Raw genomic sequence first — 20432 nt, forward strand, 5'->3', positions numbered from 1 at the left:
TTAGGCTTTTCATGGGTGTGACCTTGGGGAACCCTGCGGGGCCTATGCGGGGGCATGTGGCGGCGTCACGAAGGCGGAGGGGGAGCGTGGAGCGGGTAACGAGAATCGAACTCGTAACTAAAGCTTGGGAAGCTGCCGTGATACCTTTTCACCATACCCGCGCGCTGAGGGTGAGATAATCGGCGCGCGGGGAAGGTCAAGTCAGGGTTTCGTCGCGGTGACGAAATTGATCTCGGCGGGCAGGCGCAGGGGGCCGTCTTCCGCATAGGGACGCAGAGCTTCGGCGATGGTTTGCCGAAGTTCCTTAACTTGTGCCGGGCCCGCCTCGAAATGATTGATCGCGCCGCTGGCCGGGCCGATGTCGCACATCTGCTGGGCAAGGTCATCGACCGTGCCCGCGGGGGTGAGGTCAAGCCGTGTCACCTTGCAGGCGATATCGACAAATCCCGCCTCGGCGAGGATCGACACCACGCGTTCGGGGTCGCGAAAGGCGAAGGGGCCGGGGCCGTCAGGATCGCTTTTCGGCATGGCGCCGATGGTGGCCCGGGCCGCGCGGGCGGGCAGGGTGAAGAAAGGGTTCTCGGGGATTTGGCCCCAAGCGGCAAAGCTGATTTTCGCGCCGGGGCTGAGCTGCGCGGCCATGCGCGTGAAGCTCAGCACCGGATCGGCAAAGAACATCACGCCAAAGCGTGAGATCAGCCGATCATAGGAAGGGGAAAGCGCTAGCGTCGTTGCATCGCCGTGGTGAAAGGCGACATGGGGCAGGGCGGCGGCCCGTTGCCACGCGAGGTCGAGCAGCGGGGCAGAGACATCGACGCCCAGCACCGCGCCTGCATCGCCCACCGCCTCGGCGGCGGCGAGACAGCCCGCCCCGCGCCGCAGCCGATGTCGAGCACCCGCAGCCCCGGTGCCAGTTCGGCGCGCGCCAGCATGCCGTCGAGCACCGGCTGCATCAGAATGTCCAACTCAGCCTGCCGCGCGGCCCATCTTTGGCCCGCCGAGGCGCTCCAGAATTCGACCTGATCGCTGTTGTCCGAGGCAGTCATCACGTCGCCCTTCTTCTGCGCCGACGCCCGCCGCGTTCGCTTTCGCCGCTGCCGCCGGTGTTGAAGGTCACCTCTGGCAGGGCGACGAGGCTGTTGAGGATGGGGAAAGGCTCCACCGCGTTGGGAATGGCCGAGGCATTGACGAAATGCTCTTGAAAGCGCGGCTCGACGGCGGTTTCGATCTTGTGGATCGCGCCCACGGTCGCCTCGATCTCGGCCCGGGCCTCGGTATTGAGCAGGGCGATCCGGGCGCCGGTGCCTGCGGCATTGCCCGCGCTGGTGACTTTGTCGAGCGGCGCGTCGGGGATCATGCCCAGCACCATCGCGTGTTTGGGGCTGATATGCGCGCCAAAGGCCCCCGCCAGCACCACGCGGTCGACCTTGTCGACGCCGAATTTGTCCATCAGCAGCCGCGCGCCGGAATAGAGCGCGGCCTTGGCCATCTGGATCTCGCGGATGTCGCGGTTGGTCACCGTGATCTTGGGCCCGCCCTTTTCGGTGCCGTCATAGACCAGATAGCTGTTGGTGCGCCCATCGGCAAAGACCGAGGCCGAGCCCGTCCGCGCAGCACTGCCGATCAGCCCCGGCGCGTCGACGATGCCGTGAATGCGCATCTCGGCGACCATTTCGATAATGCCGGAGCCGCAGATGCCCGTGACGCCAGTGCTCGCCACCGCCTCTTCAAAGCCGTCCTCGTCGGACCAGAGATCACAGCCGATCACCTTAAACCGGGCCACCTTGGTCTCCGGGTCGATCTCGACCCGTTCGATCGCCCCCGGTGCCGCCCGTTGGCCCGAGCTGATCTGCGCCCCCTCAAACGCGGGCCCGGTGGGAGAGGAACAGGCCAGCACCTTTTCCCTGTTGCCCAGCAAGATCTCCGCATTAGTGCCTACATCGACCACCAGCATCAGTTCGTCGGATTTCTCAGGCGCCTCCGACAGGGCGACGGCGGCGGCATCCGCGCCGACATGGCCCGCGATGCAAGGCAGCAGGTAGACGCGGGCGGAGGGGTGGATGTTCAGGTCCAAATCCTCGGCCCGCAGACGCAGCGCGCCGGAGGTTGCAAGCGCGAAGGGCGCTTGGCCCAACTCGAAGGGGTCGATGCCTAGCAGCAGGTGGTGCATCACCGGGTTGCAGACAAAGACCGCGTCGACGATCAGATCGGGCGCGACATTCCCTTCGGCGGCGATCTGGGTGAAAAGCGTGGTCATCCCTTCGCGCACCGCGCGGGTCATCTCCTGCGCGCCGTCGGGGTTCATCATGGAATAGCTGACGCGGCTCATCAGGTCTTCGCCGAAACGGATCTGCGGGTTCATCACGCCGGAAGAGGCCATGACCTCACCGGTTTGCAGATCGCACAGATGCGCCGCGATGGTGGTAGAGCCGAGGTCGACCGCCAGACCATAGACCGTGCCCTCGTAATACCCCGGCCAGATGTTCATGATCCGCGCGGCGTTTTCCTGATCGCCCAGATGAACGGCGACGGTGACTTTCCAATCGCCCTTGCGCAGGACCGGCTGCATCATTTGCAGGATGTGCAGATCGGCGGTGACTTTCTCCAGCTCCCACTGCTCGGCCAGCGCGGCCCTGAGACGCTCCAGATCGCCCGAGGGTTCGTGCATGTCGGGCTCCGTCACTTCGACGTAGAAGAGTTTGACCGACGGGTTCAGCACAATCTCCCGCGCCTCGGCGCGTTTGCGCACGACCTGTTTGTGCACTTGGCTCTCTGGCGGCACGTCGATTACCACATCGCCCTGCACCGTGGCCTGACAGCCCAGACGGCGGCCCTCCTTCAGGCCGCGCTTCTCGTCATAGCGTTCCTCGACCGCGTTCCATGTGCTCAGCGCGTCAGGCGCGACGGTCACCCCATGTTTCGAGAACTGCCCATACCCCGGCGAGACCTGACATTTCGAACAGATGCCGCGCCCGCCGCAGACCGAGTCAAGATCGACACCCAACTGCCGCGCGGCAGTCAGCACCGGGGTGCCTTTGGGAAAGCGCCCTCTCTTGCCGGAGGGCGTGAAAATCACGAGGGGGTCACTGCTCATCGGGGCCGTCCTTTGTTTCTTTGCGACAGCATAGCGTGCCGCGCGGCAGGGGAAAGATGCGGGGCGGCAATTCGTGCCGCGCCCGCGTCATTCCCCTCTGTGGCTTACGCGGGGAATAGGCCTTTCCAATCCCGGCCATCCGTGAAATAGGAAACCGCCAAATGAACCCATCCAGACCCGAGGTGTTAAATGGAGATTCGTGAGGCCCTGACCTTTGATGACGTCCTGCTGGTTCCCGCAGCGTCTTCTGTGTTGCCGTCCACCGCAGATACGCGAACCCGCGTCACGCAGAGCATCGCGCTCAATATCCCGCTGCTCAGCTCGGCCATGGATACGGTGACCGAAAGCCGCATGGCCATCGCACTGGCGCAGGCCGGGGGCATGGGGGTGGTCCACCGCAACCTCACGATCGAAGAACAGGCCCGCGAAGTGCGTCGGGTGAAACGCTTTGAATCCGGCATCGTTTACAATCCGATCACCCTGCGTCCCGACCAGACGCTGGCGGATGCCAAGGACCTGCAAGAACGCTACCGCGTGACCGGCTTCCCGGTTGTAGACGAAAATGGCCGCGTGCTGGGCATCGTCACCAACCGCGACATGCGTTTCGCCTCTGACGACCGCACGCCGGTCTCGGTGATGATGACCTCTGAACGGCTGGCGATCCTGCAAGAGCCTGCCGACCGGGACGAGGCGATCAGCCTGATGAAATCGCGGCGGATCGAGAAACTGCTAGTCACGGATGCCGAAGGCAAGCTCACCGGGCTGCTGACCCTGCGCGACACCGAACAGGCCGTGCTGAACCCCACCGCCTGCAAAGATGATCTGGGCCGCTTGCGTGTCGCCGCGGCGACGACAGTGGGCGATGCGGGCTTCGAGCGCTCCGAAGCGCTGGTCGATGCGGGCGTCGATATGATCGTGATCGACACCGCCCATGGCCATTCCGAAGGCGTGGCCCATGCGGTGACCCGGGCCAAGAAACAGTTCGCCGATGTGCAGGTCGTCGCGGGCAATGTGGCCACCGGCGCCGCCACCCGCGCGTTGATCGACGCAGGCGCCGATGCGGTCAAGGTCGGCATCGGCCCGGGCTCGATCTGCACCACGCGGATGGTGGCGGGCGTGGGCGTGCCGCAACTGACCGCGATCATGGACTGCGTGGCCGCTGCGGGCGACGTGCCGATCATCGCCGATGGCGGCATCAAGTTCTCCGGCGATTTCGCCAAGGCGATCGCGGCCGGTGCCTCCTGCGCCATGGTCGGCAGCATGATCGCCGGCACCGACGAAAGCCCCGGCGAAGTCGTTCTTTATCAAGGCCGTAGCTTCAAAAGCTACCGCGGCATGGGCAGCATGGGCGCCATGGCCCGCGGCTCGGCAGACCGGTATTTCCAGAAAGACGCCGCCTCTGACAAACTGGTGCCCGAGGGGATCGAAGGTCAGGTGCCTTACAAGGGCAGCGCGGGCAATGTGTTGCACCAATTGGTCGGCGGTCTGCGCGCGGCCATGGGCTATACCGGTTGCGCCACGGTCGATGAGATGCGCCGCAATTGCAACTTCGTGAAGATCACCGGCGCGGGGCTGAAGGAAAGCCATGTGCATGACGTGCAGATCACGCGCGAAAGCCCGAATTACCGTATCGGTTAACCCATAAAGCAACGGCCCGCGGGCCGTACTTTCCAAAAGGAAGATGTCATGACCCCCGGCGCGCGCGTATCCGCTGCGATAGAAGTTCTGGACGCAATTGCCGGGGGGCTGGCCGCCGAACAGGCACTGACCCGATGGGCACGTCAGAGCCGTTTCGCGGGCTCCAAAGACCGTGCCGCCGTGCGCGATCATGTGTTCGACGTGCTGCGCCAGAAACGCAGCGCGGCACATTACGGCAGGGGGGAGACGAGCCGCGCGCTGATGATCGGTGTGCTGCACGGGCAGGGGGGCGACCTTGACGCGCTCTTCTCAGGGGGGGCCATGCGCCCGCGCCGCTGTCCGAGGTTGAACGGGCTTTCCCGCCAATGCCCGAGGATCGCGCAACGCGGCTGAACCTGCTCGATTGGCTGCTCCCCCTTTTCGATACGGCGCTTGGGGAGAATGCGGATGCCGCGGCCCTCGCGCTTCAAGAGCGCGGGCCGATCTGCCTGCGGGTCAACACGGCGCGGATCGCGGTGCCCGCCGCGCAAGAACTGCTGGCCGAAGAGGGTGTCCAAACCCGCGCAAACCCGCTTGCCGAAGCCGCGCTGACCGTGATCGAAGGCGCGCGCCGCATCCGAAATTCCGCCGCCTTCGCCGATGGTTATGTCGAACTGCAAGATGCTTCGAGCCAAGCCGTTGTCGCCGCGCTGCCGCAGGGGGGCCGGGTGCTCGACTACTGCGCCGGGGGTGGCGGCAAGGCCTTGGCCTTGGCCATGGACCCCCTGCGCGAGATCACGGCCCACGACATCGACCCCCGCAGGATGAGCGACCTTCCTCTCCGCGCCGATCGCGCGGGCGTCGCGATTTCCCTGGTCAATACCGAAGAGGCCGCAGCCGGCGCGCCCTATGACAGCGTTCTCTGCGATGCGCCCTGTTCCGGCTCCGGCGCATGGCGCCGCGCGGCAGAGGGAAAATGGACCCTGACCCCGAACGTTTGACTGAACTGACGGCCATTCAGGATCAAATTCTGGATACGGCGGCAGGGCTTACCGCCCGTGACGGTGTCTTGGCTTACGCCACTTGTTCCCTGTTTCGAGAGGAGAACGAGGCGCGGGTCGAAGCCTTTCTCGCCCGCAACCCAGAATGGAAAGTCGCCCGCATGGATCGCTATGACGTGACCCCCGATGGCGACGGGTTCTTTTCAACACAGTTGACGCGCGAGTAAATTTACTCATAATCAACCAATGCGTGCAAACCGATTTCGGTTAAAGCCTGCTTAACCTCTGTCGCACGTAATAGTCGTATGATTCGGTTGTTAGGGGATGTGCGTGCAGCAGGGCGTTGGGCATTCAGGGATTGGGCGGCAGGCGAAGCTCGGGCGGCTTTGGCTGCTCGTGGTGATGGCCATTGCCGGCGGCGCGCTTGCGCTGCGCAGCACCGATGCGACGTTACAGCTTGCCCTCGCCGCCTCGGCGGCCACACTGGGTTTGATTTCATTTGGTTACATCACCATCCATCTGCGGGATAGGGCGCTGCATCGCGCCAGTGCCAGTGGAGTCGCGGACTTCATCGCAAAAGATGCCACACCAAGTTTCATCGCCACCTCTGATCGACAAGTCCTCTATCGCAACGAGGCGGCTCAGAAGCAGTTCGGCAAGGGCGGCGAAGAAACCCTCGCGCAGGCGCTGCACAGGCATTTTGCCAATCCCGTGGGCCTTCTTTACCGCCTACAATCACGCGCTGCCGCCAACGGCAACGCGCGGGAAGAGGTGATCACCCGGTCCGGCCCCATACGCCTATCGGTGCACCATCTGTCAGCCGACCGCCTGCTTTGGCGGGTTGAAAGCATTGGCCCCCGTGAGGGCCCCCGCAGTGCGCAAGAAAGCATGGCCTTACCAATGGTCATGCTGGGCCGGGGTGGGGCGATCCTTTTCATGAATGAAGCGGCGCGCCTGCTTGTTGGGGAACGGGTGAAGTCACTCGACCGATTGTTTAATTCCCTACCACTAACCCCCGGAACCGTGACCGAAATCGCCACCGCGGAAGGAAACCGGCAGGTACTGGTGGCCGAGGTTGAAGCCGGCGCGAACCGCCGCGCGCTCTATCTTCTGCCGCCGCCCGAAGGGGCGGCCTCTCCCAATGAATTAGGCTGGGAAACGTTTCAAGACCTCCCGTGCCGATGATCAAACTGCGCCCCGACGGAACGGTACTGGCCTTCAACCGTATGGCGGGGAAATTGCTTGGCGTATCGCTGCGGCGCGACACCCATCTTTCGCATCTGATGGAGGGTCTCGGTCGCTCGATCTCGGATTGGCTGCAAGACAGTCTGGCGGGGCGGCTGGTTCAGAAGTCCGAATTTCTCAGGCTCACCCGAACGGATCAGGAGGTCTTCGTTCAGGTCTCGCTCAACCGCATATCCGAAGGCGGGGAGGCGGCCCTCATCGCGGTGCTCCAGGACGCGACCGAACTCAAATCGCTTGAGGCACAATTCGTGCAGAGCCAGAAAATGCAAGCCATCGGGCAGTTGGCCGGGGGCGTCGCGCATGACTTCAACAACCTTTTGACGGCGATTTCCGGGCATTGTGACCTCCTCTTACTGCGGCATGATCAGGGAGACCCGGATTTCAGCGATCTGGTCCAGATCAACCAAAACGCCAATCGGGCGGCCGCGCTTGTGGGGCAACTCCTCGCCTTTTCGCGCAAGCAGACTCTCCGGCCCGAGACACTCGACATGCGTGATACCCTTGCCGATCTCACGCATTTGCTGAACCGTCTGGTGGGCGAAAAAGTAACGCTTACCCTCAGTCATGACCCCGTTCTCGCCCCGATCCGCGCGGATAAACGCCAGTTGGAGCAGGTTTTGATGAACCTCGTCGTCAACGCCCGCGATGCCATGCCCGCCGGGGGCGAAATCCGTATCGTGACAGAGGTGACGACCCTCGACCAACCGCTTGAAAGAGATCGGGTCAGCGTTCCAGCGGGGCGCTACGTCACGGTGCAGGTGCATGACGATGGCACGGGCATTCCGAAGGATAAGCTGCAAAAGGTCTTCGAGCCGTTTTTCACCACCAAGCGAACCGGCGAGGGCACCGGCCTGGGCCTCTCTACTGCCTACGGAATCGTCAAACAAACGGGCGGATTTATCTTTATCGACAGTGAGTTGGGCAGGGGCACATGTTTCACCCTCTACTTTCCCGTACTGGAGGGCCAGCCCACTGCGGTCGCGAAAAAGCCCCCGGCATCGCTGGATCAAAGCCCGCTTCAGCGGTCCGACGGGGTGATCTTACTGGTGGAGGATGAAGCACCCGTGCGGGCTTTCGCAAGCCGCGCATTACGGCTCCGCGGCTACACGGTGCTCGAAGCCGAATCCGCCGAAGCCGCGTTGAAGATGCTCGAAGATAAGGAGCTGGACATCGATGTGTTCGTGACGGACGTCGTTATGCCCGGCATGGACGGTCCGAGCTGGGTGCGCCAGGCGCTCAAACAACGCCCGGATGTGCGGGTTGTTTTCGTCTCGGGCTATGCGGAGGATAACTTCGGTCAGGAACAGTCGAAAATTCCGAATTCTGTCTTCCTGCCCAAACCCTTCTCTCTCACCGACCTGACCACAACGGTCCACAATCAGCTGCATTGAGCATCACGCGGGGCAGGGTTATGTAATCGACTCGTAGAGTTCAAACTCCGCCGCGAACTTACGGCGAAAGCGCTTTTCCACGTTTGGGGATAGCGTCAGCTCCATTTTGGGAGAGACATTCTCTTGCCCAAGGGTCAGCATCACGTCGAGCCGCTCTTCCAAAAAGCGACGAAGCCGCGTCTGATCTTCATAGCGGAAATGGTGAGTGATCCCGGTGCCGTTCGGTTGGGTCTCCATGAACTTCAACTGGCTCCCCACATCGGCGAACCCCGGCTTGTCGCCCTTCATATAGGCGAGAACGAATTCGTCGAAAGTGATCCCGAAAGTGTTGTTCGGCTTATCCTTCATGAAGGGGCGCTGCCGATAGCGATACCAACTGCCCAGCCAAGAGATCGGTTCGCGCATCACTGCCATCAGCTCAAGCTCGGCATCGCAAACCTTTAAAAACATTGGTCGAATAAAGCGGTTATAGCGATAGACCGGCGCATGTTTCAGCATGGGCGGATCGGAAATCACCATATCCGCCCGCGGCGCCAGTGCTTTCTCATAGGCGGTGGTTCCTGTTTTCGGGACCGACAGAAAAGCCAGCCGTTCTTTGAAAAAAACAATCAATTGCGTCTTTCCTCGGGCCGCACACGGACCCATGTCATTTGGGTAAACCATTTCTTTACCATTCCCGCCAAAACATAAAGGACAAACAAAGTCATTGAAATGTTCCTCATTTACCCTCATATGGAACATTAGAAGAACATAAGCGACGCAGCGCGCAGGCGATTGCCGCCGGGGCGCCACTGTGACACTAAGGAATGAACCTAATGGCAACGGCAGATCTTTTGACGATGGACAGCAAGAAAACCGCAGAAAAGCAAAAGGCGCTCGACAGCGCGCTGGCCCAGATCGAACGTCAGTTCGGCAAAGGGTCGATCATGAAACTGGGGGCCGAAGGGGCGATCCAGGATATCAAAGCTAGCTCCACAGGCTCGCTCGGCCTTGATATTGCGCTTGGTATCGGTGGCTTGCCGATGGGGCGTATCATTGAGATTTATGGCCCGGAATCTTCGGGTAAGACAACGCTGACGCTGCATTGCGTGGCAGAGCAGCAGAAGGCCGGGGGCGTATGCGCCTTTGTCGACGCGGAACATGCCCTTGATCCGCAATATGCGAAAAAGCTTGGCGTGGACATTGACGAGCTGTTGATTTCCCAGCCCGACACGGGTGAACAGGCGCTGGAAATCACCGATACACTGGTACGTTCTGGCGCGGTCAATATGGTGATCGTCGATTCCGTCGCGGCCCTGACGCCGAAATCCGAGCTTGAAGGTGAGATGGGCGACAGCAATGTCGGTGTGCAGGCCCGTTTGATGAGCCAGGCGATGCGTAAGCTGACCGGTTCGATCAGCCGGTCCAATTGTATGGTGATCTTCATCAACCAAATCCGGATGAAGATCGGCGTAATGTTCGGCTCTCCTGAGACCACTACGGGCGGCAACGCGCTGAAGTTTTATTCCTCCGTCCGTCTCGACATCCGTCGGATCGGCGCCCTGAAGGACCGGGACGAGGTTGTTGGCAACGCAACGAAGGTCAAGATCGTCAAGAACAAGGTGGCGCCGCCTTTCAAACAGGTCGAATTCGACATCATGTATGGTGAAGGCATCTCCAAAATGGGGGAGTTGCTGGACCTAGGGGTGAAAGCCGGTGTGGTGGATAAATCCGGCTCATGGTTCAGCTACGGGGATGAGCGGATTGGGCAGGGGCGTGAGAACGCCAAGAACTTCCTGAAACAGAACACTGCCATGGCATCGGAGATCGAAGATAAGATCCGCGCCGCTCATGGGTTGGACTTCGAAGGCTCCGGCGGTGACGACGCGGATATTCTTGAAGCTTGAACCTGCTTTGACAATTTGAATTTACGAAGGGGCGTGGCCAAAGGCTGCGCCCCTTTTTCATGAGCGGGAACGGTGGACAGCGCCGGGGCTGAGGGGTATTTGGGACCGATCAAATCTGCCCCGGAAGGCCTCGCCATGAAGACGCTGAATGAAATTCGCTCAACTTTTCTGAATTATTTCGATGCGCAGGGGCATCAGATCGTGCCCTCCAGCCCGCTGGTGCCGCGCAACGACCCGACATTGATGTTCACTGCGGCCGGTATGGTTCAGTTCAAGAACCTTTTCACCGGGGTCGAGACGCGCGATTACAGCCGTGCCACCTCGGCGCAGAAATGTGTGCGGGCGGGCGGCAAGCACAATGATCTCGACAATGTCGGCTATACCGCGCGGCATCACACGTTTTTCGAGATGCTCGGCAACTTCAGCTTTGGGGATTACTTCAAGGCCGAAGCGATCCCCTTTGCTTGGGACCTGCTGACCAAGGAGTTCGGCATCGACCCGAACCGCCTTTTGGTCACAGTGTACCATACCGATGAAGAAGCGGTTAAAATCTGGAAGGCCCATACCGGCCTGCCGGACGAGCGCATCATTCGCATCGCGACGGATGATAACTTCTGGTCTGCTGGTCCCACCGGCCCCTGCGGGCCTTGCACTGAGATTTTCTACGATCACGGCGATCACATTTGGGGCGGCCCTCCGGGATCGCCCGAGGAAGACGGTGACCGTTTCGTCGAGATCTGGAACCTCGTTTTCATGCAATACGAGCAGTTCGAAGACGGCACGCGCCAGCCGCTGCCCAACCAGTCGATCGATACCGGGATGGGGATCGAACGGGTGGCCGCGTTGTTGCAGGGCACGAATGACAACTATGCCACCGACCTCATGCGCAACCTGATTGAGGCCAGCGCCCATGCCTCTTCGACCGATCCAGACGGGCCGGGCAAGACCCATCACCGGGTGATCGCAGATCACCTGCGGTCGACCTCCTTTCTGATTGCCGATGGGGTGATGCCCTCCAACGAGGGCCGCGGATACGTGCTGCGCCGGATCATGCGGCGCGCCATGCGCCATGCGCATCTGCTCGGCGTTAAGGATCCCTTAATGCATCAACTGGTACCATCCTTGGTGCAGCAGATGGGCGCGGCTTACCCTGAGTTGGGGCAGGCGCAGTCGCTTATCCGTGAGACCCTATTGTTGGAGGAAACCCGTTTCCGCCAAACGTTGGATCGCGGTTTGAAGCTGCTGGATGATGAGTTGAGCGGTTTGCCGGAGGGGGCAACCCTGCCGGGGGAGGCGGCGTTTAAACTTTATGATACATATGGCTTCCCGCTTGATCTGACGCAGGATGCGCTGCGCGAGAAGGGCCGTGCTGTCGATACCGAGGGGTTCGACACGGCGATGGCGGCGCAGAAGGCCAAGGCCCGTGCGGCTTGGGCCGGATCGGGCGAAGCTGCGGATGCTACCGTTTGGTTCGATGTGGCCGACAAAAGCGGCGTGACCGAGTTTTTGGGCTATGACACTGAAAGCGCCGAGGGGCAGATCGTCGCTTTGGTGCAGGGCAGTGATCAGGTCGAAGCCGCCGCAGTAGGCAGCGATGTGCAGGTCGCGCTGAACCAGACTCCGTTTTACGCGGAAAGCGGCGGGCAGGTCGGCGACACCGGCGTGATCCGGACGCAGACCGGTATCGTGAACGTGACCGATACGCGGAAATCGGCGGGCGTTTTCGTGCATTTCGGCCATGTGGTCGAAGGCGAGGTGAAACCGGGTCAGAGTGCCGTTCTTGAGGTGGATCGTTTGCGGCGCAGTGCCATCCGCGCCAACCACTCGGCCACGCACCTGTTGCACGAGGCCCTGCGCAACGCGCTTGGGGATCATGTCTCGCAGCGCGGTTCGTTGAATGCGCATGATCGTCTGCGGTTTGACTTCTCCCATGCCAAAGGGTTGACGCAGGACGAGTTGAGCCAGGTCGAGCGTGAGGTGAATGATTACATTCGCCAGAACACGCCGGTTGAGACGCGGATCATGACGCCGGACGATGCGCGCGCCATGGGGGCGCAGGCGCTCTTTGGTGAGAAATATGGCGACGAGGTGCGTGTCGTCTCGATGGGTCAGTTGGAAGGGTCCGGCAAGGGCAGCGACAAATCGACCTATTCGCTGGAGCTTTGCGGCGGCACTCATGTGCGGCAGACGGGGGATATCGGCGCCTTCGTCCTTTTGGGTGACAGTGCAAGCAGCGCGGGCGTCCGCCGGATCGAAGCGTTGACCGGGACCGAGGCTTTGGCATGGCTGCGCGAACAGGAAGCGGCGCTGAGCCGGGTCGCGGCGGAGTTGAAAACCTCGGCCAGCGATGTCCCGGACCGGGTGCGTGCATTGCTGGACGAGCGCCGCAGCTTGTCTAACGAAGTGGCGCAGCTGCGTCGTGAATTGGCGATGTCGGGCGGCGGCGCGGCTGCGCCCGAGGCGCGCGAGGTGAACGGCGTGAAATTCGTAGGCCAAGTGCTGAGCGGTATCACGGGCAAAGACCTGCCGGGTCTGGTGGATGAGCATAAGGCCAAGCTCGGCTCGGGCGCGGTATTGTTGATCGCCGACACCGGCGGCAAGGCCGCGGTCGCAGGCGGTGTGACGAAGGATTTGACAGATCGTCTCTCGGCGGTCGACATGGTGAAAGCGGCGGTGGCCGAACTGGGCGGTAAGGGCGGCGGTGGCCGTCCCGACATGGCGCAGGGCGGCGGCGCTTCGGCGGAGAATGCCGAGGCGGCGATTGCCGCGGCTGAGAACATCTTGAAAGGATAAGGCCCATGGGCGCACTTTGGATTGCACATGTCACCGTCACCGATGAGGAGGCGTATAAGAAATACGCCGCCGGCGCCACCGAGGCCATTGCGGCACATGGCGGTAAGTTCATCGCCCGCGGCGGGCGGTTCGTTCAGCTTGAGGGTAAAGAGCGGCCGCGCAACGTGGTGGCGCGTTTCCCCGATGTCGAAACGGCCGAAAAATGTTACCATTCCGATGCTTATCAGGCGGCGTTGAGCCATGCGCGCGGAGCCTCCGAGCGCGAATTGATGATCGTCGAAACTGAGGAATAATCCTAGAACTCCCCGCCTGAACGACAGGCGGGGCGTCTTGCATTGCCGGGGCGGAACCTTCTAACGGGAAGGCGGTTGATCCCTCATGAACTTCGACCGACTATCCGCTTTCGCCCAATGGTGCCGCCGCCATGTGGAGGTGACGACACTGGCCCTGATGGGGCTGTCGATCACAGCCGTTTGGACCTTGGCCGAACTGACTGAAGAGGTCGTCGAAGGCAGCACCAGCAGCCTTGACCGTGACATCCTGTTGTTCTTGCGCACGCCCGGCGACCTTTCCGATCCCATCGGCCCGTGGTGGGTGGAGGAAATTGGCCGCGATCTGACAGCCCTCGGCGGGGTCGCGGTGCTGGTACTGACGACCGTCGTCGTCTCGCTCTTTTTCCTGCTGCAACGGCGGTGGTCGACCGCGCTTTACATCCTCGCCACCGTTGGCGGGGGCATCGTGCTGAGCAGCATCGCCAAGGAGTTTTTCGACCGTCCGCGCCCTGACCTCGTGCCGCATGGGTCACTCGTGCATACGGCGAGCTTCCCCTCGGGGCATTCGATGATGGCGGCGGTGGCCTATCTCACCCTCGGCGCGATGGTGGCGCGGGCGCAGAAACGCTGGGCGCTCAAGGTCTATACGCTGGCGGTTGCCGTCCTGCTTACGCTGCTCGTTGGGATCAGCCGGGTCTATATGGGGGTACATTGGCCAACGGATGTGGCGGCGGGCTGGCTTGGCGGCGGGGCCTGGGCCATCCTTTGCCTGATTGCGGCGCTGAGTTTGGCGAGGCGTGGGCATATCGATCGCGAGGAAAGCGATACGTAACGCCGCGAGGCCTCCGAGGCGCGGATATTAAAACGGCAGCGCATCGTGAAATGCGCTGCCGTTTTGTTTTGATTTGCCGTAGCTTAGCTGGCTTTTGCCATCCGTTTGCGCTCATGCGGGTCGAGGTAGCGCTTGCGCAGGCGCACAGCGTTCGGGGTCACTTCGACCAGCTCGTCGTCATCAATATAGGCAATCGCCTCTTCAAGGCTCAGCGTCATCGGCGGGGTCAGGCGCACTGCGTCATCGGTGCCCGAGGCGCGCACGTTGGTCAGCTTTTTGCCCTTTAGCGGGTTCACTTCCAGATCGTTGTCGCGGCTGTGCTCGCCGATAATCATGCCGGTATAGACGTCCGCCTGCGCGCCGATCATCATCTTGCCGCGCTCTTCGAGGTTCCACAGCGCGTAGGCGACCGAGGTGCCGTTCTCCATCGAGATCAGCACGCCCGCGCGACGGCCCGGGATCGGACCCTTGTGCGGTGCCCAGCCGTGGAAGACGCGGTTCAACACGCCGGTGCCGCGGGTGTCGGTCAGGAATTCACCGTGATAGCCGATGAGCCCGCGCGAGGGGACATGGGCGATGATCCGGGTCTTGCCGGCGCCGGCGGGTTTCATCTCGACCAGCTCGCCCTTGCGGGTGCCGGTGATTTTTTCGATCACCGCGCCGGAGTATTCGTCATCCACGTCGATGGTGGCTTCTTCGATCGGTTCATGGCGCACGCCGTCGATCTCTTGGAACAGCACCTGCGGGCGAGAGATCGACAGCTCGAACCCCTCGCGGCGCATGTTCTCGATCAACACGCCCATCTGCAATTCGCCGCGGCCCGCGACTTCGAAAGCCTCACCGCCCGGCGTATCGGAGATTTTGATCGCCACGTTGCTCTCCGCTTCTTTCAGCAGACGCTCGCGGATCACGCGGGATTGCACCTTTTTGCCGTCGCGGCCCGCGAGCGGGCTGTCGTTGATGCCAAAGGTCACAGTGATGGTGGGCGGGTCGATCGGCTGCGCCGGGATCGCTTCGTTCACCGAAGGATCGGCCAGCGTGTCAGCCACGGTGGCCTTGGCCATGCCCGCGATGGAGACGATGTCCCCCGCTTCGGCCACGTCGATGGCGGTCTGCTCCAGCCCGCGGAAGGCGAGGATTTTGGTGGCGCGGAAGGTCTCGATCTGGGTGCCGTCGCGCGACATCGCCTTGACGGTTTGGCCCGCTTTCAAGGTGCCGGTTTCGACCCGACCGGTCAACAGGCGGCCTAGGAACGGGTCGCCGCCGAGCGTGGTGGCCAGCATGGTGAAGGGCTTGTCGGCGTTTTCGATCTGCTTCGGCGCGGGGACGTGATCAAGGATCAGGTCGAACAGCGCGGAGAGGTCTTTGCGCGGCCCGTCAAGTTCGGCATCCGCCCAGCCGGAGCGGCCCGAGGCATACATATGCGGGAATTCGAGCTGTTCGTCGGTGGCGTCGAGGCTGGCGAAAAGGTCGAAACATTCGTCCAGCGCCCGGTCAGGCTCGGCATCCGGCTTGTCGACTTTGTTCAGCACGACGATCGGGCGCAGGCCCAGCTTCAGCGCCTTAGAGGTCACGAATTTGGTCTGCGGCATCGGGCCTTCGGCTGCGTCCACCAAAAGCACCACGCCATCGACCATCGACAGGATGCGCTCAACCTCGCCGCCGAAGTCGGCGTGGCCCGGCGTGTCGACGATGTTGATGCGGGTATTGTTCCACACGACCGAGGTCGGCTTGGCGAAGATGGTGATGCCGCGCTCCCGCTCCAGATCGTTGCTGTCCATGGCGCGTTCGGTGGTCGCCTGGTTTTCACGATAGGTGCCGGATTGTTTTAGAAGCTCGTCCACCAGCGTCGTCTTGCCGTGGTCGACGTGGGCGATGATTGCGATGTTGCGCAGGTCCATTAAGTCAGCCTTTGGATAGGGGAGGGACGCGCCAACCTGAAGCTGCGCGTATAATTGCGCCGCCCATACCGCGCCCCGGCTACAATTGCTAGCCCTAATGCCGTGACGCCCCCTTACTGCGCGAAGCTGTGCCACTGGTGCAGCCTTAATGGGTGGCGCTGTTCGAAAAGAGGTGGATAACCAGAATGCCGCTGATGATCAGCACAAGCCCCAGAACCGCGGGCAGGTCAAGCCGCTGACCGAAGAGGACGAAGCCGATAATCGCGATCAGCACGATGCCCAGACCGGCCCAAAAGGCATAGACGATCCCAACCGGCATGACCTTCAGCGCCAGCGACATGCAGTAGAAAGAGATCATGTAAAAGACCACTACCGCCACCGAAGGCCAGAGCCGGGTGAATTGATGCGAGGCCTGCACCGCGGTCGTGCCAAGAGTTTCCGCCACCACGGCGATGATGAGCCACAGGTAATGCATCTCGGTCTTCCTCAGAGCGGGAGTTCGGTGGTTTCCTTGATCTCCTCCATCACGAAACTGGCCGAAACATCCGATAGCGGCACACGGCGGATCAGGTCCTGATAGAGGCGATCATATCCCGCCATATCCCGAACGCGCGCCCGGATCAAATAGTCCAGATCACCGGTCATCCGGTAGACGCCGAGGATCTCGGGCATGGCTTTCGTGGCGCGGGAGAACTTCTCAAGCCAGTCGCGCGCATGGGCGTTGGTGCGGACTTGGATAAAGACGCTGAGACCGAGGTCGAGTTTCGCCGCGTCCAAGAGCGTGACGCGGTTCTTGATCACGCCGGCCTTTTCCAGCGCCCGGATGCGGCGCCAGCAGGCATTGCGCGACAGGTGGACCGCCGCGCCAAGCGCCTCAAGGGATTGGCTAGCGTCGCGTTGCAGTTCGACCAATATGCGGCGGTCTATGTCATCAAGTGTTATCATGGCGGTAGTTTGGTGGGAAATAATCTCACGCACAAGCGGTTGTCGGGAGAGTTTTGAGACAACATCACAAGCAGGATCGCTTAGGGTGGAGAAAGGCAGAGACAGGAGTTTCCCATGATCGCACGCATCTTCCTCGACCATCCCGCCAAGGTGGATGAGACGTTTCTGGAGCATATGGCTTTCGCGCTGAAGTTTTCGGGGCTGCTGTTCGCGGCGGCTGGCGCGGCGCTGGTGCATGCGCTGATCCCGTGCCTGTTCGAGAAGACGGCGAGTGGGATCATCGCGAAGCTTTACGCGCGGACGCATAACCGGGGGCAGTGAGGGCCAGCGCGGCTCCAGTTTCGCAATGAGGGCCAGCGCCTGCCCGCGGGTGGGCGATCTTACGTCGCCTCGTGCCACTTTATGGCTCAGCAATGTTGTGCGTTCCGCGAGTTCACGCCCAGCGTAACCAAATCGCCTACCCGGTCGCACCGAAGGTGCGCCCCCTTTAAAGTGGCACGCCTCCGGCGTGACGGGCGGGCAGGCGATGGCCCGGCGCCTACGGCTTGATTCCGGGCCCGGGTGACAGGCGTGAGCGAAAAATAGAAAAGGGCCGCATCGCTGCGGCCCTCGGTCGTCCCAAGCTCTCGACAGGCTCAGCCCGCCAGCGCCTTGTTCAGGTTCTCGTCCACCTTCTCCAAGAACCCCATGGTCGTCAGCCAACCCTGATCCGGCCCCACCAGCAGGGCAAGGTCCTTTGTCATGAAGCCTGATTCCACCGTATCCACCACGACCTTCTCCAGCGTCTCGGCGAAGTTGATCAGCGCGGTGTTCCCGTCCAGCTTGCCCCGGTGCTTCAACCCGCCGGTCCAAGCGTAGATCGAGGCGATGGAGTTGGTCGATGTCTCCTCGCCCTTCTGGTGCTGGCGGTAATGGCGCGTGACGGTGCCATGGGCGGCCTCGGCCTCCACGATCTTGCCGTCCGGTGTCATCAGTTGCGAGGTCATCAGCCCCAGTGAGCCAAAGCCCTGCGCCACGGTGTCCGACTGCACGTCGCCGTCGTAGTTCTTGCAGGCCCAGACATAGCCGCCCGACCATTTCATCGCCGAGGCAACCATGTCGTCGATCAGGCGGTGCTCGTACCAGATGTTCTTCTTCTTGAAGTCCTCGGCGAATTCCGCGTCGAAGATCTCTTGGAACAGGTCTTTGAAGCGCCCGTCATAGGCTTTCAGGATCGTGTTCTTGGTCGAGAGATAGACCGGCCAGCCACGGTTCAGACCGTAGTTGAAGGACGCGCGCGCAAAATCGCGGATCGAATCGTCGAGGTTGTACATCGCCATGGTGACACCGGCGGAGGGCGCGTCGAAGACCTCCTTCTCAATGGTCTCACCGTCATCGCCGACGAATTTGATGGTCAGCTTGCCCTTGCCGGGGAAGCGGAAGTCGGTGGCGCGGTACTGGTCGCCGAAGGCATGGCGGCCGACGACGATCGGCTGCGTCCAGCCCGGCACAAGGCGCGGCACGTTGCGGCAGATGATCGGCTCGCGGAAGATCACGCCGCCGAGGATGTTGCGGATGGTGCCGTTGGGGCTGCGGTACATGCGCTTGAGGCCGAACTCCTCGACCCGCGCCTCGTCGGGCGTGATGGTAGCACATTTCACACCGACGCCATGTTCGCGGATCGCATGGGCCGCATCGACGGTGATCTGGTCGTCAGTCTCGTCCCGCACTTCGATGCCGAGGTCATAATACTTCAGGTCAACGTCAAGATAGGGCGTGATTAACTTCTTCTTAATGAAATCCCAGATGATCCGGGTCATCTCATCGCCGTCGAGTTCGACGATGGGGTTTTCTACCTTGATCTTCGACATGACGAATTCCTCTGTTTAAGGGTGCGTTTGGCCGTGCTTTAGCCTATTCGGGGCCAAAGAGAAAGATCGTATACAATGGTATGCCGAAGGCTGCGGTTAGGCGTCGACCCCGGCGAAAAAGTTGCTGATGCGGGCGCGGGCATAGGACCAAAGGGCAGGGGCACCGATGGCGATCTTGCGGCCCACCTTCTCTTCGATTTGCGCTTCCGAGACGTTATAGTCAGTCCAACTGCCGCCGCCGGAGGCGAGGTTCTGCATCGGCGGCTGGAACCGGTCGAGCGATTTGGCAAAACGGGCCGTCGGGCTTTCGGCGGCCTCGAACTCTTCCCAGATGCTGCGCAAATCGTCCCGCAGATCGTCCGGCAAGAGGCCAAAGATGCGGTCGGCGGCGATTTGTTCCTGTGCTTCCATCTCGGCGGCGTCATAGTCGCCAAAGATTGGATTGTCGCCCGCGTCAATCTCGACAAGATCGTGCAGGATCAGCATCTTGATGACGCGGTTGATGTCGACCTCTGGCCCTGCCTGATCGGCCAGCACCAACGCATATAGCGTCAGATGCCACGAATGTTCGGCAGAATTTTCCGCACGGCTGGCATCGCATAGGGTGGTGCCGCGCAGCACGGTTTTCAGCTTGTCGGCCTCGTTCAGAAAGGCGATCTGCTTGTCCAGCCGCACCGTCATGCGCCGCCCTTGCCGCGATGGTCGCGCAGCTTGCGCGCCAGAAAGGAGCGGGCCTTGTCATTCGCCATCCGGGTGCGAACGGCGGTGAGAAAGGCTTCTTCCAGTGTTTGCGACGAGGCGCCCAGCACCTCGCCGACTTCCATGAACAAGCGGTCTTCGCCTGTCTCGGCCTGTACGGCGAGACATTCCTCGGCCAATTTATTGGCCAGTTGGGTGACGACCGCGTCCGCCATCAGCGTGTGGATTCCGTCAGGCGGCGTTTGACATAGTCGCTGGTCGAGGTGATCAGCGTGTCCATATGCGGCTCTTCAAAGAAGTGCCCGGCGCCTTCGATCTCCTGATGGGTGATCGTGATGCCCTTTTGCTCGTGCAGCTTGCTGACGAGGTTTGTGGTATCGGCGGGCGGCGCCACGCGGTCGGCGGTGCCGTTGATGACCAGACCCGAGGCCGGGCAGGGCGCAAGGAAGGAAAAGTCGTACATATTCGCAGGCGGAGAGACCGAGATGAAGCCCGTGATCTCAGGCCGACGCATCAGCAGCTGCATCCCGATCCATGCGCCAAAGGAGAAACCCGCAACCCAGCAGTGCTTGGAATTGTTGTTCATCGATTGCAGATAATCGAGCGCCGAGGCCGCATCAGACAATTCGCCGATGCCCTGATCGTATTCGCCCTGGCTGCGGCCCACGCCACGGAAGTTGAAGCGCAACACGGTGAAACCCATGTTGTAGAACGCATAGTGCAGGTTATAGACGACCTTGTGATTCATCGTCCCGCCGAACTGCGGATGCGGATGCAGCACGATGGCAATCGGGGCGTCACGTTCTTTTTGGGGGTGGTAGCGGCCTTCAAGGCGGCCTTCGGGTCCGGGAAAAATAACCTCGGGCATGGGTATCCCTGTCTAGGGGTTCAAAGATCGCCGCGAAT

The 20432-nt window shown here is 61.7% G+C and carries 17 protein-coding genes, 1 tRNA gene and 2 pseudogenes; 8 read left to right on the forward strand and 12 right to left on the reverse strand.

Annotated features, from left to right (window positions below; all coding sequences use genetic code 11):
- Nucleotides 1-87: 87 nt before the first annotated feature.
- The 4 genes from CUR85_RS14805 to CUR85_RS14820 all read right to left on the reverse strand — a co-directional run bounded on the left by CUR85_RS14805 (nucleotide 88) and on the right by CUR85_RS14820 (nucleotide 3094).
- Nucleotides 88-161 (reverse strand) — tRNA-Gly (locus tag CUR85_RS14805).
- A 40-nt stretch (nucleotides 162-201) separates the two neighbouring features.
- A complete protein-coding gene (locus tag CUR85_RS14810; RefSeq protein ID WP_280322890.1) occupies nucleotides 202-825 on the reverse strand; it encodes a methyltransferase domain-containing protein in 624 nt (207 codons plus the stop codon).
- Nucleotides 723-1046, reverse strand: coding sequence for a class I SAM-dependent methyltransferase (locus CUR85_RS14815; protein WP_280322796.1), 324 nt, complete (start codon nucleotides 1044-1046; stop codon nucleotides 723-725). The genes CUR85_RS14810 and CUR85_RS14815 overlap by 103 nt, the downstream gene beginning before the upstream one ends.
- Nucleotides 1046-3094, reverse strand: a complete 2049-nt coding sequence (locus CUR85_RS14820) for an ASKHA domain-containing protein (RefSeq protein WP_067262025.1) — start codon at nucleotides 3092-3094, stop codon at nucleotides 1046-1048. Before CUR85_RS14820 ends, CUR85_RS14815 begins: the two co-directional genes overlap by 1 nt.
- A 189-nt stretch (nucleotides 3095-3283) precedes the next feature.
- On the opposite strand from CUR85_RS14820, the gene guaB reads away from it, so the two are divergent.
- The 3 genes and pseudogenes from guaB (at nucleotide 3284) to CUR85_RS14835 (ending at nucleotide 8348) form a co-directional block, all read left to right on the forward strand.
- Nucleotides 3284-4732, forward strand: coding sequence for an IMP dehydrogenase (guaB, locus tag CUR85_RS14825; RefSeq protein ID WP_136720318.1), 1449 nt, complete (start codon nucleotides 3284-3286; stop codon nucleotides 4730-4732).
- A 48-nt stretch (nucleotides 4733-4780) separates the two neighbouring features.
- A pseudogene (locus CUR85_RS14830) lies at nucleotides 4781-5939 on the forward strand (RsmB/NOP family class I SAM-dependent RNA methyltransferase).
- A gap of 175 nt (nucleotides 5940-6114) precedes the next feature.
- Nucleotides 6115-8348 (forward strand): annotated as a pseudogene (locus tag CUR85_RS14835) (ATP-binding protein).
- 18 nt (nucleotides 8349-8366) lie between these two features.
- On the opposite strand, the gene CUR85_RS14840 reads toward CUR85_RS14835, so the two are convergent.
- Nucleotides 8367-8960, reverse strand: a complete 594-nt coding sequence (locus CUR85_RS14840; RefSeq protein WP_067261793.1) for a gamma-glutamyl kinase — start codon at nucleotides 8958-8960, stop codon at nucleotides 8367-8369.
- A 203-nt stretch (nucleotides 8961-9163) separates the two neighbouring features.
- Between CUR85_RS14840 and recA the strand changes: the two genes are divergently transcribed.
- The 4 genes from recA to CUR85_RS14860 all read left to right on the forward strand — a co-directional run bounded on the left by recA (nucleotide 9164) and on the right by CUR85_RS14860 (nucleotide 14131).
- Nucleotides 9164-10234 (forward strand): recombinase RecA, encoded by a 1071-nt coding sequence (recA, locus tag CUR85_RS14845; protein ID WP_067261794.1) that lies wholly within the window; start codon nucleotides 9164-9166, stop codon nucleotides 10232-10234.
- Nucleotides 10235-10369: 135 nt separating this feature from the next.
- Nucleotides 10370-13027, forward strand: coding sequence for an alanine--tRNA ligase (alaS, locus tag CUR85_RS14850; protein ID WP_067261796.1), 2658 nt, complete (start codon nucleotides 10370-10372; stop codon nucleotides 13025-13027).
- A 5-nt stretch (nucleotides 13028-13032) separates the two neighbouring features.
- On the forward strand, nucleotides 13033-13320 hold the full coding sequence (locus CUR85_RS14855) for a DUF1330 domain-containing protein (RefSeq protein WP_067261798.1): 288 nt from the start codon (nucleotides 13033-13035) through the stop codon (nucleotides 13318-13320).
- 85 nt (nucleotides 13321-13405) lie between these two features.
- On the forward strand, nucleotides 13406-14131 hold the full coding sequence (locus tag CUR85_RS14860) for a phosphatase PAP2 family protein (protein ID WP_067261800.1): 726 nt from the start codon (nucleotides 13406-13408) through the stop codon (nucleotides 14129-14131).
- A gap of 83 nt (nucleotides 14132-14214) precedes the next feature.
- Here CUR85_RS14860 and typA read toward each other — a convergent pair whose 3' ends face one another.
- The 3 genes from typA to CUR85_RS14875 form a co-directional block, all read right to left on the reverse strand.
- On the reverse strand, nucleotides 14215-16032 hold the full coding sequence (gene typA / locus CUR85_RS14865) for a translational GTPase TypA (protein WP_136720495.1): 1818 nt from the start codon (nucleotides 16030-16032) through the stop codon (nucleotides 14215-14217).
- A 145-nt stretch (nucleotides 16033-16177) separates the two neighbouring features.
- Nucleotides 16178-16507: a DMT family transporter gene (locus tag CUR85_RS14870; protein WP_067262978.1), complete on the reverse strand. Its 330-nt coding sequence runs from the start codon at nucleotides 16505-16507 to the stop codon at nucleotides 16178-16180.
- Nucleotides 16508-16518: 11 nt separating this feature from the next.
- The gene (locus tag CUR85_RS14875) at nucleotides 16519-16977 is read right to left on the reverse strand and encodes an Lrp/AsnC family transcriptional regulator (RefSeq protein WP_067262976.1); all 459 of its coding nucleotides are present in this window, start codon (nucleotides 16975-16977) and stop codon (nucleotides 16519-16521) included.
- 114 nt (nucleotides 16978-17091) lie between these two features.
- Between CUR85_RS14875 and CUR85_RS14880 the strand changes: the two genes are divergently transcribed.
- Nucleotides 17092-17298, forward strand: a complete 207-nt coding sequence (locus tag CUR85_RS14880) for a DUF6356 family protein (RefSeq protein WP_067262973.1) — start codon at nucleotides 17092-17094, stop codon at nucleotides 17296-17298.
- Nucleotides 17299-17612: 314 nt separating this feature from the next.
- Here CUR85_RS14880 and CUR85_RS14885 read toward each other — a convergent pair whose 3' ends face one another.
- The 4 genes from CUR85_RS14885 to CUR85_RS14900 form a co-directional block, all read right to left on the reverse strand.
- Nucleotides 17613-18827, reverse strand: a complete 1215-nt coding sequence (locus tag CUR85_RS14885; protein ID WP_067262970.1) for an NADP-dependent isocitrate dehydrogenase — start codon at nucleotides 18825-18827, stop codon at nucleotides 17613-17615.
- A gap of 96 nt (nucleotides 18828-18923) precedes the next feature.
- On the reverse strand, nucleotides 18924-19508 hold the full coding sequence (locus CUR85_RS14890) for an HD domain-containing protein (protein ID WP_067262968.1): 585 nt from the start codon (nucleotides 19506-19508) through the stop codon (nucleotides 18924-18926).
- Complete coding sequence (locus tag CUR85_RS14895; protein ID WP_067262964.1) at nucleotides 19505-19741, reverse strand: hypothetical protein; 237 nt, start codon at nucleotides 19739-19741, stop codon at nucleotides 19505-19507. Before CUR85_RS14895 ends, CUR85_RS14890 begins: the two co-directional genes overlap by 4 nt.
- Nucleotides 19741-20394, reverse strand: a complete 654-nt coding sequence (locus tag CUR85_RS14900; protein ID WP_067262961.1) for an alpha/beta hydrolase — start codon at nucleotides 20392-20394, stop codon at nucleotides 19741-19743. Before CUR85_RS14900 ends, CUR85_RS14895 begins: the two co-directional genes overlap by 1 nt.
- Nucleotides 20395-20432: the final 38 nt, after the last annotated feature.

The organism is Sulfitobacter faviae (assembly GCF_029870955.1).
In the GTDB taxonomy this organism is placed as follows: domain Bacteria; phylum Pseudomonadota; class Alphaproteobacteria; order Rhodobacterales; family Rhodobacteraceae; genus Sulfitobacter; species Sulfitobacter faviae.

Bases quoted from the DNA above. Each gene is read 5' to 3' on its own strand.
- CUR85_RS14815 (WP_280322796.1), bottom strand. From the start codon at position 1,046: ATGACTGCCTCGGACAACAGCGATCAGGTCGAATTCTGGAGCGCCTCG.
- CUR85_RS14820 (WP_067262025.1), bottom strand. From the start codon at position 3,094: ATGAGCAGTGACCCCCTCGTGATTTTCACGCCCTCCGGCAAGAGAGGG.
- guaB (WP_136720318.1), top strand. From the start codon at position 3,284: ATGGAGATTCGTGAGGCCCTGACCTTTGATGACGTCCTGCTGGTTCCC.
- recA (WP_067261794.1), top strand. From the start codon at position 9,164: ATGGCAACGGCAGATCTTTTGACGATGGACAGCAAGAAAACCGCAGAA.
- alaS (WP_067261796.1), top strand. From the start codon at position 10,370: ATGAAGACGCTGAATGAAATTCGCTCAACTTTTCTGAATTATTTCGAT.
- CUR85_RS14855 (WP_067261798.1), top strand. From the start codon at position 13,033: ATGGGCGCACTTTGGATTGCACATGTCACCGTCACCGATGAGGAGGCG.
- CUR85_RS14860 (WP_067261800.1), top strand. From the start codon at position 13,406: ATGAACTTCGACCGACTATCCGCTTTCGCCCAATGGTGCCGCCGCCAT.
- typA (WP_136720495.1), bottom strand. From the start codon at position 16,032: ATGGACCTGCGCAACATCGCAATCATCGCCCACGTCGACCACGGCAAG.
- CUR85_RS14870 (WP_067262978.1), bottom strand. From the start codon at position 16,507: ATGCATTACCTGTGGCTCATCATCGCCGTGGTGGCGGAAACTCTTGGC.
- CUR85_RS14875 (WP_067262976.1), bottom strand. From the start codon at position 16,977: ATGATAACACTTGATGACATAGACCGCCGCATATTGGTCGAACTGCAA.
- CUR85_RS14880 (WP_067262973.1), top strand. From the start codon at position 17,092: ATGATCGCACGCATCTTCCTCGACCATCCCGCCAAGGTGGATGAGACG.
- CUR85_RS14885 (WP_067262970.1), bottom strand. From the start codon at position 18,827: ATGTCGAAGATCAAGGTAGAAAACCCCATCGTCGAACTCGACGGCGAT.
- CUR85_RS14890 (WP_067262968.1), bottom strand. From the start codon at position 19,508: ATGACGGTGCGGCTGGACAAGCAGATCGCCTTTCTGAACGAGGCCGAC.
- CUR85_RS14895 (WP_067262964.1), bottom strand. From the start codon at position 19,741: ATGGCGGACGCGGTCGTCACCCAACTGGCCAATAAATTGGCCGAGGAA.
- CUR85_RS14900 (WP_067262961.1), bottom strand. From the start codon at position 20,394: ATGCCCGAGGTTATTTTTCCCGGACCCGAAGGCCGCCTTGAAGGCCGC.